Genomic DNA, 13,395 nt, shown 5'->3' with positions numbered 1-13,395 from the left:
ACAGGCAACGCATCGGTTCATAATGACTGTAGCTCGTGCGGCATTGGCCGCGCTGTTCAGTGCATACATCGCTCATCCGGCGGCGGCACAAGATATCTCTCTGACCTCACATGACGGCAAGGTCGAGGTGATCGGCACATTGCTTGGTTATGACGGAGAGTTTTACCGCGTTCAGACCCAGTTCGGAGAACTGACGGTAGATGGCTCGGGCGTCACTTGCGATGGACCGGCCTGTCCAAACCTGACCGATTTTGTGGCTGATATCCGTTTTGCCGGCTCATCGATCATGGCCGAATCTCTGATGCCTGCGCTTGTTCAAGGCTTCGCGGCGCAGGAAAACCTGACCGTCGAAACGTCAAGACCATCAGACGCCGTGCAGATTTATGCTTTGTACCAACCGGACCGAAACGCACCTCTGGCACGGTTGACACTTCACGCGACAGATACCGCGAATGGGTTTTCCGCTTTGGCCGACATGACGTCGGATATCGTATTGGCTCAGCGCGAAATTCGTCCCCAAGAACAGGAGATGACCCGCAATGCGGGGCTTGGCGATTTGACCAAGGCGCGGCGTGCACGCGTCCTGGCGTTGGATGCAATGGTCGCCGTTGTGTCGCCGGACAATCCGGTGCGGCAGATTTCGCCGACCGATCTGACGCGTGTTTTTGCCGCCGAGATTGACAATTGGGCACAGCTTGGTGGGCCGGATGCACCGATTTCATTGCATCTGCCACCTGCCGGATCCGGACTGTCACAGGCGGTGGAAGACCGGTTGATGCGCCCCGCCGGCTTAGCTTTACATGATCACATTATTCGGCACCGCCGCAGCAGCGATTTAATTCAGGCTGTGGCCGAAGACCCATTTGCGATCGGAATCGCCAGTCACGCCGAGGCTGCCGATGCACGGGCGCTTCCTTTGGCTGGGGGCTGCGGTCATGCCTTGTCTGCAAACCGGCACGCGGTCAAAACCGAAGATTACCCGCTGACATCGCCCATGTTCCTCTATCTGCCTCATCGACGACTCCCGCGTGTTGCACGTCAGTTTCTGGCCTTTTCCCTAAGCGGCGCGGCGCAAAAGGTAATACGGCAGGCAGGTTTCGTCGATCAGGCAACCGAAACCACCGCGCTTGAGGCGCAGGGCGACAGGCTGGCCAATGCAATCACAACAGGTGCCACTGAGGTGGGCTTGGAAGAAGTGCAACGCATGATCGAAATCTTGCGACCCATGGAACGCCTGTCCCTGTCAGTCCGGTTCGAGCCGGGCTCCTCGCGTCCCGATGCGCAATCCCGGTCAAATATCCTTCAGCTGTCGCAAGCATTGGAGAGCGGTACATTGGGCGTGCAGAAGGTTCTTTTTGTGGGATTCAGCGATGGGGATGGCGCTGCCGCTGCAAATACGCGTATTGCCTTGCGTCGCGCCCAGACAGTACGGAACGCAGTGTTGGCCGCAGTCGAAACCGCCCTGCCAGCCAGCCTGGACATGGCTGCCGATGGATTTGGTGAAGCGATGCCGATGGCCTGCGACGACACCGAATGGGGGCGCAGAACCAACCGCAGGGTCGAAATCTGGGTGCAGTGACCACTACAAATACCCCTGCGACCGAAAACTCAACTCGGTCGATTTACCGATAATCAGATGGTCATGCAGCGTCAGCCCAAGGGCCGAACAGGCATCCTGTATCCGGTTGGTCATATCAACATCCGACTGTGACGGAGTGGGGTCACCGGACGGATGATTGTGCACTAAAATCAAGGCCGATGCATTCAGTTCCAGCGCCCGTTTCGCCACTTCGCGCGGGTAGACAGGGACGTGGTCCACCGTGCCCTTGGCCTGTTCTTCATCCGCGATCAGCACGTTCTTGCGATCCAGATAGAACACCCTGAATTGCTCGATTTCGCGATGCGCCATGGTGGTGTGACAATAATCCAGCAGCGCATCCCAGCCCGAGATCACATGCCTTTGCATCACCCTTGCGCGGGCCATGCGGTGTGCGCAGGCCTCAAGGATTTTCAGATCAGTGATGACCGTGTCGCCAACCCCATTAATCTGCCGCAGCCGCTCCTCGGGCGCGGTCAGCACACGGTTAAAATCGCCGAACGTGTCCATCAACGCTCGCGCTAAAGGTTTCACATCCTGCCGGGGGATGGAGCGGAACAGCACCAGCTCCAACAGTTCATAATCGGGCATCGCAGTCGCGCCCCCTGACATGAACCTTTCGCGCAGCCGCTTGCGGTGGTCTTTGATATAGGAGGGTAATCGACCAGAGGGCAGCGGCTGCGCGGGCGCTTCGTCCGTGTCAAACAGCATGGGGGCTTCGGCAAAGGCGTCCTGTGTCATAGGCCCACCTTGACGCAGATTCGGTTTCCAACTGGTTAACGTGTCTCACCCGCCATGCGCGCTGTGGCGCGGCGGACCATCATATGCAGCACAATCGAGAACACGCCCAGCGTCAGCATCGCGGCGAACATCAGATCGGTCTTGGCGCGGCCATTGGCCAGCAACATCAGATAACCCAACCCTTGCGAAGATCCGACCCATTCGCCGATCACGGCCCCGATTGGCGCATAAACCGCCGCCAAGCGCATCCCCGAAGCCAGCGAGGGCAGGGCCGCCGGGATACGGATATGCCACAAAACCGCACGCGGGCTCGCTTGCATGGTGCGGGCAAGGTCAAGATAGCCCGCAGGCGTCCGCATCAGCCCATCAAAAAAGGACGAAGTAATCGGAAAATAAATAATCAGAACCGCCATCGCGACCTTGGACCAAAGGCCATAGCCCAACCACAGGGTCAGCAGCGGGGCCAGTGCAAAAACCGGCAGCGCCTGCGTGAACACCAGCATCGGCTGCACCAGCACCCGCGCGGCGCGCGAATTGGCCAGTTGCAACGCCGTCACCACGCCCAAAACGGTTCCGACGGCCAGACCGATGACCACTTCAACCGCCGTGATCCAAGTGTGTTCGGCAATCAGCCAGCGGTTCTGCCACCATGTCTCGGCCACCAGCGCGGGACCGGGCAGGATGAATTTCGGCAACCCGGTCAGGCTGACAATCGCCTGCCAGATGGCCAGCGCAAAGACGGTTGCTGCAAGGGCCGACAGGACTTTCATGCCGCTTCCCGCAGCAGCTTCAGCAGCGCGCCTTGTGTTTCCAACGTCTCCAGATCGTCCACATGGCGCGGCGCGGGGGCTGCGGGTGGATCACAGGGCGTCAGGCCGTGCTGCGTCATCACCACGATGGACTGGCCCAGACGCGCGGCCTCGGCCGGGTCATGGGTGACCAGCAGGACGGTGCGGCCTTGTAGTACCTCGGCGGCCAGATCCTGCATATCGGCACGGGTGCGGGCGTCGAGCGCTGAAAAGGGCTCGTCCAGCAGCACGATGGGGCGGTTCTCCATCAGCGTGCGGGCGAGGGCCACGCGTTGCCGCTGACCCCCCGAAAGCTCAGCCGGTTTCTTGGTCAGGTGATCCTGCAGGCGCATCCGGTCGATCAGCCGGTCCCGGCGCGCGAGGTCTGGTTTCTCACCCCGCAACCGCGCGCCCAGCGAGACGTTCTGCGTAACCGTCGCCCAAGGCAGCAACAAATCGTCCTGCGCCATATAAGCCACGCGCTCGGGCACAGGCTCTCCATCGCTCGCGGTGATCTGACCGCTGAATTCGGCCCCGGTTTCCAACCCCGCAATCAGGCGCAGAACGGTGGTTTTCCCTACGCCCGATCCGCCCAGCAGGCAGGTCCAGTGCCCCGACCCAAGAGTCAGGGTCAACGGCGCGAACAAGGTCGCGCCGTCGATGGTGGCCGTACCGCTGATGGTCAGATCGGGCGCAGAGGTCATGGGGTCAGGCCCATTTGCCAGAAATTGACCTCAAGCTCGGTCGCGGTGTGGAAAGTCTGGCAAAGACGATCCCAGCGCGGAGAGGCTTCGAAATCCGCCCCGATGCGACGTGTTAGAGCCTGATCAAGCAATTCTCCGACCGCGTTACACGCGCCTTGGTAATCTTCACCGGCATAGGTGTTGATCCAATCGCGATAGCTGTCCGAAGTCGCCTCGACCGCCAGCCGCGCGCCGATCTCGCCATAACCCATCACGCAGGGCGCAAGCGCCGCCAGCAGGTCGAGCAGATCGCCGCTGTACCCAGCCTCCAACACAAACCGCGTATAGGCCAGATTCTCGGCCCGTTCGGCGGTGGCGAACAATTCCTCTTGTGAGATCCCTGCCGCCTCGCAAATGCCGATATGCAACTGCATCTCTTCGGCGACCAGTGCGTTCACGGTGCCCACAGCCGTCAGCATTTCCGAATGCGTTTCCGATTTCACCACCGCCAGCGCCCAGGCACGGGAAAAGTGGATCAGGAACACATAATCCTGCCGCAGATAGTGCAGGAACGCCGCGCGCGGGAGCGTGCCGTCCTTCAGCCCTTCGACAAAGGCGTGGCGGGTGTAATCCCGCCACGGGCCCTGCGCGGCATCTCGCATCAGGGCGAAGGCTTTGCCATAATCATTCATTGCGCGGTGACGTCGATGGCGATGTCGCTGACCGGGTTCAAGCTGTCGATCATGCCACTGTTCTTCAGGAACTGCTCAAACCTTGCATAGCGCCCCGCATCAAAACCCGCCGGACGCAAAGCAAACCGCGGCAGCGTGTCAACCCAGGCACGGGCGTTCAGCTCGTCCTGCAGCTCGGGCGACGTGGCCGAGAATATCTCCCAGCTTTTTTCCGGGTTGTTCACGATATACTGGGTCGCTTTTTCGGTCGCGGCCAGAAAACGCGCCACCTTGTCCGCGTCCATGGTTTCAGGGTTGGCGACATAGATCAGCTCGTCATATGAGGGGATGCCTTCCTCTTCGATATAAAAGCACCGGCCCGCGACCCCTTCGATATCCATCTGGTTCAGCTCAAAATTACGGAATGCACCGATTACGGCATCGACCTGCTTGGTCATCAGCGAGGGCGACAATGAGAAGTTGACGTTGATCATCTCGATCTCATCCAGACCGATATCATGCTGGCCCAGCAAGGTGGTCAGGATCGCCTCTTCGACACCGGCAACCGAGAAACCAATCTTCTTACCGCGCAGGTCGGCAAGCGATTGGATCGGGCCGTCTTCCAGAACCAGAAGACAGTTCAAAGGTGTAGCAACCAGCGTGCCCACGCGTTTCAGGGGCAAACCTTCGTGGATTTGCAGGTGCAGTTGCGGCTGGTAGGACACTGCCAGATCGGCCTGACCGGCGGCCACCAGACGGGGCGGAGCGGACGGGTCGGCAGGCGGGACAATCTCGACCTCAAGACCTTGCTCGGCGAAATAGCCATTTTCCTGCGCTACGATGATCGGGCCGTGATCGGGGTTGATGAACCAGTCCAGCAGAACGGTCATCTTGTCCTCGGCCCAAGCGGGCGCGGCGGCCAGCAAGGCAATTGCGGCGATCAGTTTCTTCATAGCTCGCGTTTCCTTTTTTCACGAGGTTGAGGCCGCGACGAGCACAATCTCGCCCGGCCAATCCGGTTCAATCTGTTCCGCTGCGCGCCATGCACGCAAGCCGGTGGCGCAGCACAACGCCAGTCGTTTTCCGTTGTTAGGGTTTAATTTTTGCAGGTCGTCGGGCGATATCCGTTTGGCGTTCGGATGCGCTGGCGTTGAGGCTTCATCCGTGCCGCGCAGTTCGATGATCTGGTCATCCGCCGTCAGTTGAGTGGCCGAGAGGAAGCGGAAACACCTCCTTGGCTCGGGCGCATCATCGAACCGGAAACTGCTGCTGCGCAGGGTGCGGCCATCATATTGGACCATCTGACCCAGAGGAGACGGGTCGATCCCGAGGATCATGTTCAGCGCCATTTGCGCCTGCATCGCTCCAATCGTCCCCACCACGGGGCCAAGAACGCCTGCGGTGGCACAACTGGCCCCACTGTCCGGCGCATCCGGGAACAATGCCCGCAGCGATGGCGCCCTGCCGCAGAAGCCACCGACATAGCCCGAAAGCCCCAGCACCGAGGCGCTGATCAGCGGTTTGTCCTGCGCCAGACAGGTATCCGACAGGATATAGCTGGCGGCATAGCTGTCGGCGCAATCGAGGATCACGTCTGCTTGCGCCACTAAGGTGGCTGTATTCTCGCTTGTTAGAGCCTGTTTTTCGCCAGTGACAGCAATCTCGCCATTCAAAGCGCGACACCGATCCGCAGCGATTTCGGCTTTGGGTCGCCCGCAATCCGCCTCGGTAAACAAGGTCTGGCGATGCAGGTTCGACAAATCAATCGTATCACCATCCACAATCGTGATCCGCCCGACGCCTGCCCCGGTCAGCAATGGCAAGACCGGCGCAGCCAGCCCTCCGGCCCCCACAACGAGAACCCGCGCTGTCGACAGGCGGGCCTGTCCCTCGGAGCCTATTTCAGGCAGCAACGTCTGGCGGGCATAGCGGCTCATCTGGTGACCTCGATCCACTGACGCACCCGCGCCTCGGGGTCGTCGTTCAGGGTGATATCCGTGACGACCGAGACAATATCCGCCCCCGCCTGCAACACACCCGGAGCACGTTCCACGCTCATCCCTCCGATCCCAACCAGAGGGGTATCGCCCACGCGCGCCTTCCATTCGGTCACACGCGGCAGGCCCTGCTGATGCCATTTCATCTTTTTCAGAATGGTCGGATAGACCGGACCCAGAGCGACATAGTCCGGGTCCATGGCCAGCACACGCTCAAGCTCATCATCATCATGGGTGGAGACGCCCAGTTTAAGCCCCGCCCTGCGGATGGCGTTCAGATCGGCGTCGTCCAGATCCTCCTGCCCCAGATGCAGCCAGTCGCAGCCCAGATCAATCGCCTGCTGCCAATAGTCATTCACCACCAGCACCGCGCCATGGTCCCGGCACAGATCGCGGGATGTGGCGATCTGATCGCACACCATGTCCTCGGGCTGATCCTTCATACGCAACTGCACCAGTTTCACGCCCAAAGGCAGCATCCGCCGCAGCCAGTCCGAGTGGTCGAAGATCGGATAGAAACGATCCAGCGTCATGACAGAAAGGCCTTTCCGATCACGGGTGTCGAAGGTTCTGCCATATCGCGCGCCTCGATCGGGTCGGCCTGATGGGCCAGTTGCCCGGCCTCAATGGCACGCATCATGGCGCGGGCCATCATCGCGGGGTCTCCGGCGCGGGCAACGGCGGTGTTCAGCAAGACGGCGTCATAGCCAAGCTCCATCGCATGGGCGGCGTGACTGGGAAGACCGATGCCTGCGTCGATCACCAGCGGTATGTCGGGAAACTCCGCCCGCATCGCACGCAGGGCGTATTTGTTGTTCAGCCCCCGCCCCGATCCAATCGGCGCCCCCCAAGGCATCAGCACCTCGCACCCAGACGCAAGCAGGCGTTCCCCCACGATCAGATCGTCGGTGGTATAGGGAAAGACCTGAAAGCCATCCTCGGTCAGGATGCGCGCGGCCTCGACCAGTTGGAACACATCCGGTTGCAGGCTGTCCGTGTGGCCGATCAGTTCCAGCTTGATCCATTTGGTGCCGAACACCTCTCGCGCCATCTGCGCGGTGGTCACCGCCTCTTTCACCGTATGGCACCCTGCGGTGTTGGGCAGGATCAGAACGCCGAGGTCCTGAATCATCTGCCAAAAGGTCTGCCCTGCCCCGGATTCACGCCTCAGAGACACCGTAGCCACGCCCGCGCCACTGTCGCGAAACGCCTGTTCCAGAATGGCGGGGCTGGGATATTGCGCGGTCCCCAGCATCAGCGGGTTAGGCAGTTCGGTGCCGTAAAACCTCTTCATCCTCAGCCCCCTTGCATTGGCGCGACGACCTCAACCCGGTCGCCATCGGCCAGCTGATGAGCGATGCGCAGGCTTGAGGGCACAAAGCTTTCGTTCACCGCCGTCGCGACACGACCCGAAAAGCCGCATTCCTCCAGCACCTCGGCCAACGTTTCCGCCTGCACCTCACGCGCTTCACCGTTAAGCACGATCTTCATCGACCATCTCCGAATGTTTGTTCTCAAGCGCCAGATCGGCCACGCCCTGCGCCAGCGCGGGGGCCAGCAGGTACCCATGGCGGTACAGTCCATTGGCATAGATTGTCCGACCCAAACGTCGGATACGCGGCAGGTTGTCCGGGAAGGCCGGGCGCAGATCCACGCCGATCTCCAACACCTCGGCCTCGCCAAACGAAGGGTTCAGCGCATAAGCCGCACTGAGCAGTTCCAGCATCGAACGCGCGGTGATCCGGCTGCTATCCTCGGATTCGATCATCGTCGCACCCAGCATATAAATTCCATCCCCACGCGGCACGATATAGAGCGGCATCCGGGGATGCAGCAGACGCACAGGACGCGTCAGCGTAACGTCCGGGCAGCGGATCACCAGCATCTCACCCTTCACACCGCGCAGATCATGCAGATACTCACGCGCATGCAAGCCGCGACAGTCGATAGCGTTCTCCAACTGGGCTGGAGCAAGCTTCTTGTGAAACACCACGCCCTTACCCTTTAGTGCGCAATACAGATCGTGAAGTGCCTGACGCGGATCCAGATGAGCTTCATCCGGAAAATGAAGGGCCTTGCCGAACCCATGCAGATCAGGCTCTAATTTAGTGATTTTACCGCGATCAACTTCCGAAAACCCCTCGGTCCGACGTGCAAAACGGCGCAGGTCGGGCAGATCGCGCGCATTGGCCACCACCAGAGTCCCCTGCCGCGTCACACACGTATGCGCAGCCCACCAGTCGATGGCCGTTTTTCCCAGACGCAGTACAGGTTCTTCGGCGTTTTCGAACTCACACCAGGGGGCCAACATGCCCCCGGCCCACCAGGAACATCCATGCGGCCCGGGCGGGCCGGCAGGATCGAAGACCTGCACCTTTGCGCCACGCGCCGTCAGTTCGCTGGCGATTGCCAACCCGGCCACCCCGGCCCCTATGATCGACCATGTCGTCACGCGGACCAAACCTGATGAAAATGATGCACTGGCCCATGGCCCCGCCCGATATTCAGCGCATCGGCTTGCGAGATCGCACCCTGAAGATACGCATGCGCCTGCGCGACCGCATCATTCAGAGGCAAGCCCTTGGCAAGCCCTGCCGCAATGGAAGAGGACAATGTGCATCCCGTCCCATGGGTGTTGCGAGTGTCCTGCCGAAGGGCCTGGAACGAAGTCACCGAACCCGACGCATCCACCAGAAGGTCATGGCAGACATCCCCTGCCCCATGGCCACCCTTCATCAGAACCGCCTGCGCCCCTATTGCGCAAAGCGCGCGGCCCTGCTCGGCCATCTCTACCCAGCCTGCTGCCTCATCCCCATCAAGCAGACGCGCCGCCTCGGGCAGGTTCGGAGTAAGGACGCTGGCGCACGGCAGAAGAACTTCGCTGAGCGTCTTAACAGCGTCTTCGACCAGCAAGGGATCTCCGGATTTCGCAATCATTACGGGATCAAGCACCACCGGTCCCTCAAACCCGGCAATACGATCAGCCACTGTCTGGATAATCTCGGGCGTTGCCAGCATTCCGATCTTGATCGCGCCCACGTCCAGATCGCTCAGAACCGCATCAATTTGCGCTGAGATCACATCCAAAGGAACACCGTGCACCGCCGTCACGGCCTGAGTGTTTTGCGCGGTAACAGCCGTAATCACACTGGCCCCGTAAACGCCCAGCGCCGACATGGCCTTTAGATCCGCCTGTATCCCGGCCCCGCCGCCGCTGTCGGATCCTGCAATGGTCAGGGCAATAGCCACCATGTCGTTGCTCCATCATTCTGGGGCAACGGCGCATGGAAAACGTCTGTGTTCAAAAGACCGTTCCCTACGCCGGAATTGCCCGGATCAGGTTCGATGGGTTGACGCCGATACGCCTCTCAGCCTTGCAAACAAGGCACCCCAACGGTTGCGCGGAACATCTCAGGCGCGGCGTAAAGAATCAAGTGGTTTTTGCGAGGCTCTGCCTCGCGCTCCGGGATATTTGTAGCCAGATGAAGCTGGGGATCCAAACTTCATCTGGCCCAAAATATCCCGGGGGAGTCGCGGCTTGCCGCGGCGGGGGCAGAGCCCCCTATCACCTGCCTTACCCCTTCATCCCGTCCCAAAAGGACTTTACGGAGGAGAAAAAACTTTTGGACTCCGGGTGGTTATCTTCACCCAGATCTTCAAACTCTCGGAGCAGTTCTTTTTGGCGGCTGGTCAGATTGACCGGGGTCTCCACAGCCAGTTCGATGAACATATCACCCACGCCACCGCCGCGCAGGGCGGGCATGCCTTTGCCACGCAGGCGCATCTGACGACCTGACTGGCTGCCGGCCGGAATTTGCACGCGACCGCGGCCGCCATCGATGGTCGGCACTTCTATGGAACCGCCCAACGCTGCTTTGGCCATGCTGACCGGCACGCGGCAATAGAGGTTCACGCTGTCGCGCTCGAACAGTTTGTGGTCTGACACCTCGACAAAGATGTAGAGATCGCCCGGAGGGCCGCCGCGCATTCCGGCCTCACCTTCACCCGCCAAACGGATGCGGGTGCCAGTTTCGACACCGGCAGGGATGTTCACGGACAGGGCACGTTCCTTCTCAACGCGGCCAGCGCCATTGCAGGACTTGCAGGGATTCTTGATGATCTGACCCAGACCCGAGCAGGTCGGGCAGGTACGTTCAACGGTGAAAAAGCCCTGTTGCGCACGGACTTTTCCCATTCCGGAACAGGTTGGACAGGTTGTGGGTTCCACGCCACCTTCTGCGCCGGAACCATCGCAGGCCGAACAGGCGACCGCAGCCGGGACACTGATCGTTTTCTGTAGGCCCGAGAACGCCTCTTCCAGCGATACGCGCAGATTATAACGAAGGTCGGATCCGCGGGCTGCGCGGCGTCCACCACCGCCACCCCGCTGGCCGCCCATGAAATCGCCGAACAGATCGTCAAACACATCCGAGAACGCGCTGGAGAAATCACCCTGCCCGCCAAAACCGCCACCGGGACGCCCGCCACCGGTTCCATTTTCAAAGGCGGCATGGCCAAAGCGATCATAAGCGGCTTTTTTGTCGGCATCGCGCAGGATGTCATAGGCCTCGTTAGCCTCTTTGAACTGCGCCTCGGCATCCGGGTTGTCTTTGTTGCGGTCGGGATGCAGTTCTTTGGCCTTCTTGCGAAAACCCTTTTTGATCTCGTCCGCCGATGCGCCCTTGGATACGCCGAGCACATCATAGTAGTCGCGTTTTGACATCAGTATTTCCTTCTGCCTCAACGTAATCGGGCCGGCCCGGCGAGCGGACCGGCCCAATTTGGCCAGGTTACCCGTTAGTTACGCTTGTCGTCGTCCAGATCTTCGAACTCGGCGTCGACAATGTCATCGTCACCCGGCGCAGCATCTGCTGCTGCCGGTTCTTCTTCACCTTCTTCGGCTTGCGCCTTGTAGATGGCTTCGCCCAGCTTCATGGCCGCTTCGGTGACGTTCTGGATGCCCGACTTGATCTTGTCGGCATTCTCGGTTTCCAGCTCGTCCTTCAGCGCGGCAATGGCCAGCTCGATCGCTTCGATCGTGGTCGGGTCCACCTTGTCCGAATGCTCCTCCATCGATTTTTCGGTCGAGTGGATGAGGCTTTCCGCCTGGTTCTTGGCGTCGACCAGCTCGCGGCGTTCCTTGTCGGCCTCGGCGTTCTCTTCGGCGTCCTTGACCATCTTTTCGATGTCCTCGTCGGACAAACCGCCCGAGGCCTGGATGGTGATCTTCTGCTCTTTGCCGGTACCTTTGTCCTTGGCCGAAACCGAGACAATGCCGTTGGCGTCAATGTCAAACGTCACCTCGATCTGAGGCATGCCGCGCGGTGCGGGCGGGATGTCTTCAAGGTTGAACTGACCCAGAATCTTGTTGTCCGCAGCCATTTCACGCTCACCCTGGAATACACGGATGGTCACGGCGTTCTGGTTGTCCTCGGCAGTCGAGAAGACCTGAGACTTTTTGGTCGGAATGGTCGTATTGCGGTCGATCAGACGGGTGAACACGCCACCCAGTGTCTCGATGCCCAGCGACAGAGGCGTTACGTCCAGCAGAACCACGTCTTTGACGTCGCCCTGCAGAACACCGGCCTGAATGGCGGCACCCATGGCAACCACCTCATCCGGGTTCACACCCTTGTGTGGCTCTTTGCCAAAGAACTTGGTGACCTCTTCGATGACTTTCGGCATCCGGGTCATACCACCGACCAGAACAACTTCATCGACGTCGCCAGCCGACAGGCCGGCGTCTTTCAAAGCCGCCTGACAGGGCTTCATCGACTTCTTGATCAGGTCGCCAACCAGCGATTCCAGCTTGGCACGGGTCAGTTTCATGACCATGTGCAGCGGCTGACCGTTCGAGCCCATCGAGATGAACGGCTGGTTGATTTCGGTCTGCGAGGTCGAGGACAGCTCGATCTTGGCTTTCTCAGCGGCTTCTTTCAGACGCTGCAGGGCCATCTTGTCAGCAGACAGATCGACGCCGTGTTCCTTTTTGAACTCATCCGCAAGGTAGTTGACGATGCGCATGTCAAAGTCTTCACCACCCAGGAAGGTGTCGCCGTTGGTCGATTTGACCTCGAACAATCCGTCGTCGATTTCCAGAATGGTCACGTCGAAAGTACCACCACCAAGGTCATAGACCGCGATGGTTTGGGTTTCTTCTTTGTCCAGACCATAGGCCAGCGCGGCCGCCGTTGGTTCGTTGATGATCCGCAGCACTTCGAGACCGGCGATCTTGCCGGCGTCTTTGGTGGCCTGACGCTGGGCGTCGTTGAAGTACGCCGGAACGGTGATGACCGCCTGTGTGACGTCCTCACCCAGATAGCTCTCAGCTGTTTCCTTCATCTTGCCCAGAGTGAAGGCCGAGATCTGGCTTGGGGAGTACTTTTCACCGCGGGCTTCAACCCACGCGTCGCCATTGCCGCCATCGACGATGGCGTACGGCACCATTTTCTTATCTTTTTCGACTTCTGCATCATCCACACGACGGCCGATCAGGCGCTTGACGCCAAAGATCGTGTTGTCGGGGTTGGTGACCGCCTGACGTTTTGCAGGCTGACCGACCAGACGCTCATCTTCGGTGAAGGCGACGATCGAGGGCGTGGTCCGCGCCCCTTCGGCGTTTTCGATGACCTTCGGCTGCGAGCCGTCCATGATGGCCACACACGAGTTGGTGGTGCCGAGGTCAATCCCGATTACTTTTCCCATTTTTGCAATCCCTTTCTCTTCAAGGCGATGTCCCGAGGCCGGGACCCGTTATGGCATCCCTGCCCCGATCAGTTGTGCACGAATGGCTCTACACCATCGCGCGTCCCGGCGTATATAAGGGCGCAATCTGGGGCCTGCAAGCGTTCAGAAACGCTGGTTTTAGGGATTCTGTGGCCTTTTTTGGCTAGGTTTTGGCAAGGTTTGGGGATTCTG

The 13,395-nt window shown here is 60.1% G+C and carries 14 protein-coding genes and 1 riboswitch; of the genes, 1 reads left to right on the top strand and 13 read right to left on the bottom strand.

Going from position 1 to position 13,395, the window contains the following annotated elements:
• The first annotated feature begins 22 nt into the window (after positions 1-22).
• Entirely contained in the window at positions 23-1,579 is a 1,557-nt protein-coding gene (locus tag ACRZ9X_RS13935) for a phosphate ABC transporter substrate-binding/OmpA family protein (protein ID WP_480519837.1), read from the top strand.
• A gap of 3 nt (positions 1,580-1,582) precedes the next feature.
• Here ACRZ9X_RS13935 and radC read toward each other — a convergent pair whose 3' ends face one another.
• From radC to dnaK, 13 genes are all read right to left on the bottom strand, one after another.
• Entirely contained in the window at positions 1,583-2,338 is a 756-nt protein-coding gene (gene radC, locus ACRZ9X_RS13930) for a RadC family protein (protein WP_480519835.1), read from the bottom strand.
• A gap of 35 nt (positions 2,339-2,373) precedes the next feature.
• Positions 2,374-3,108: an ABC transporter permease gene (locus ACRZ9X_RS13925; protein WP_480519833.1), complete on the bottom strand. Its 735-nt coding sequence runs from the start codon at positions 3,106-3,108 to the stop codon at positions 2,374-2,376.
• Positions 3,105-3,830, bottom strand: coding sequence for an ABC transporter ATP-binding protein (locus ACRZ9X_RS13920; RefSeq protein WP_480519831.1), 726 nt, complete (start codon positions 3,828-3,830; stop codon positions 3,105-3,107). The genes ACRZ9X_RS13925 and ACRZ9X_RS13920 overlap by 4 nt, the downstream gene beginning before the upstream one ends.
• A complete protein-coding gene (gene tenA, locus ACRZ9X_RS13915) occupies positions 3,827-4,501 on the bottom strand; it encodes a thiaminase II (protein ID WP_480519829.1) in 675 nt (224 codons plus the stop codon). The genes ACRZ9X_RS13920 and tenA overlap by 4 nt, the downstream gene beginning before the upstream one ends.
• Positions 4,498-5,433 carry an ABC transporter substrate-binding protein gene (locus ACRZ9X_RS13910; protein ID WP_480519827.1) on the bottom strand — a complete coding sequence of 312 codons (936 nt, stop codon included), beginning with the start codon at positions 5,431-5,433 and terminating at the stop codon, positions 4,498-4,500. The genes tenA and ACRZ9X_RS13910 overlap by 4 nt, the downstream gene beginning before the upstream one ends.
• Before the next feature lie 18 nt (positions 5,434-5,451).
• Positions 5,452-6,417, bottom strand: a complete 966-nt coding sequence (locus ACRZ9X_RS13905) for a HesA/MoeB/ThiF family protein (protein ID WP_480519825.1) — start codon at positions 6,415-6,417, stop codon at positions 5,452-5,454.
• Positions 6,414-7,010, bottom strand: coding sequence for a thiamine phosphate synthase (locus tag ACRZ9X_RS13900; protein WP_480519823.1), 597 nt, complete (start codon positions 7,008-7,010; stop codon positions 6,414-6,416). The genes ACRZ9X_RS13905 and ACRZ9X_RS13900 overlap by 4 nt, the downstream gene beginning before the upstream one ends.
• Positions 7,007-7,771 carry a thiazole synthase gene (locus ACRZ9X_RS13895; RefSeq protein WP_480519821.1) on the bottom strand — a complete coding sequence of 255 codons (765 nt, stop codon included), beginning with the start codon at positions 7,769-7,771 and terminating at the stop codon, positions 7,007-7,009. The genes ACRZ9X_RS13900 and ACRZ9X_RS13895 overlap by 4 nt, the downstream gene beginning before the upstream one ends.
• A 2-nt stretch (positions 7,772-7,773) precedes the next feature.
• Positions 7,774-7,968, bottom strand: a complete 195-nt coding sequence (gene thiS / locus ACRZ9X_RS13890; protein ID WP_480519819.1) for a sulfur carrier protein ThiS — start codon at positions 7,966-7,968, stop codon at positions 7,774-7,776.
• Positions 7,952-8,929: an FAD-dependent oxidoreductase gene (locus ACRZ9X_RS13885; protein ID WP_480519817.1), complete on the bottom strand. Its 978-nt coding sequence runs from the start codon at positions 8,927-8,929 to the stop codon at positions 7,952-7,954. Before ACRZ9X_RS13885 ends, thiS begins: the two co-directional genes overlap by 17 nt.
• Positions 8,926-9,729, bottom strand: coding sequence for a bifunctional hydroxymethylpyrimidine kinase/phosphomethylpyrimidine kinase (gene thiD / locus ACRZ9X_RS13880; RefSeq protein ID WP_480519815.1), 804 nt, complete (start codon positions 9,727-9,729; stop codon positions 8,926-8,928). The genes ACRZ9X_RS13885 and thiD overlap by 4 nt, the downstream gene beginning before the upstream one ends.
• Positions 9,730-9,773: 44 nt before the next feature.
• A riboswitch (TPP riboswitch) is annotated at positions 9,774-9,880 on the bottom strand.
• Positions 9,881-10,051: 171 nt separating this feature from the next.
• Positions 10,052-11,200 (bottom strand): molecular chaperone DnaJ, encoded by a 1,149-nt coding sequence (dnaJ, locus tag ACRZ9X_RS13875; protein ID WP_480519813.1) that lies wholly within the window; start codon positions 11,198-11,200, stop codon positions 10,052-10,054.
• 74 nt (positions 11,201-11,274) lie between these two features.
• Positions 11,275-13,182: a molecular chaperone DnaK gene (dnaK, locus tag ACRZ9X_RS13870; RefSeq protein ID WP_480519811.1), complete on the bottom strand. Its 1,908-nt coding sequence runs from the start codon at positions 13,180-13,182 to the stop codon at positions 11,275-11,277.
• Between the last annotated feature and the right edge of the window lie 213 nt (positions 13,183-13,395).

The sequence above is a fragment of the Ruegeria sp. AL1 genome, from assembly GCF_056540905.1.
The sequence above is the reverse complement of the archived record's forward strand: the minus strand, read 5'-3'. Positions and strand labels throughout refer to the sequence as shown.

Bases quoted from the DNA above. Each gene is read 5' to 3' on its own strand.
- ACRZ9X_RS13935 (WP_480519837.1), top strand. From the start codon at position 23: ATGACTGTAGCTCGTGCGGCATTGGCCGCGCTGTTCAGTGCATACATC.
- ACRZ9X_RS13925 (WP_480519833.1), bottom strand. From the start codon at position 3,108: ATGAAAGTCCTGTCGGCCCTTGCAGCAACCGTCTTTGCGCTGGCCATC.
- ACRZ9X_RS13920 (WP_480519831.1), bottom strand. From the start codon at position 3,830: ATGACCTCTGCGCCCGATCTGACCATCAGCGGTACGGCCACCATCGAC.
- ACRZ9X_RS13910 (WP_480519827.1), bottom strand. From the start codon at position 5,433: ATGAAGAAACTGATCGCCGCAATTGCCTTGCTGGCCGCCGCGCCCGCT.
- ACRZ9X_RS13895 (WP_480519821.1), bottom strand. From the start codon at position 7,771: ATGAAGAGGTTTTACGGCACCGAACTGCCTAACCCGCTGATGCTGGGG.
- tenA (WP_480519829.1), bottom strand. From the start codon at position 4,501: ATGAATGATTATGGCAAAGCCTTCGCCCTGATGCGAGATGCCGCGCAG.
- radC (WP_480519835.1), bottom strand. From the start codon at position 2,338: ATGACACAGGACGCCTTTGCCGAAGCCCCCATGCTGTTTGACACGGAC.
- dnaK (WP_480519811.1), bottom strand. From the start codon at position 13,182: ATGGGAAAAGTAATCGGGATTGACCTCGGCACCACCAACTCGTGTGTG.
- thiD (WP_480519815.1), bottom strand. From the start codon at position 9,729: ATGGTGGCTATTGCCCTGACCATTGCAGGATCCGACAGCGGCGGCGGG.
- ACRZ9X_RS13900 (WP_480519823.1), bottom strand. From the start codon at position 7,010: ATGACGCTGGATCGTTTCTATCCGATCTTCGACCACTCGGACTGGCTG.
- thiS (WP_480519819.1), bottom strand. From the start codon at position 7,968: ATGAAGATCGTGCTTAACGGTGAAGCGCGTGAGGTGCAGGCGGAAACG.
- dnaJ (WP_480519813.1), bottom strand. From the start codon at position 11,200: ATGTCAAAACGCGACTACTATGATGTGCTCGGCGTATCCAAGGGCGCA.
- ACRZ9X_RS13905 (WP_480519825.1), bottom strand. From the start codon at position 6,417: ATGAGCCGCTATGCCCGCCAGACGTTGCTGCCTGAAATAGGCTCCGAG.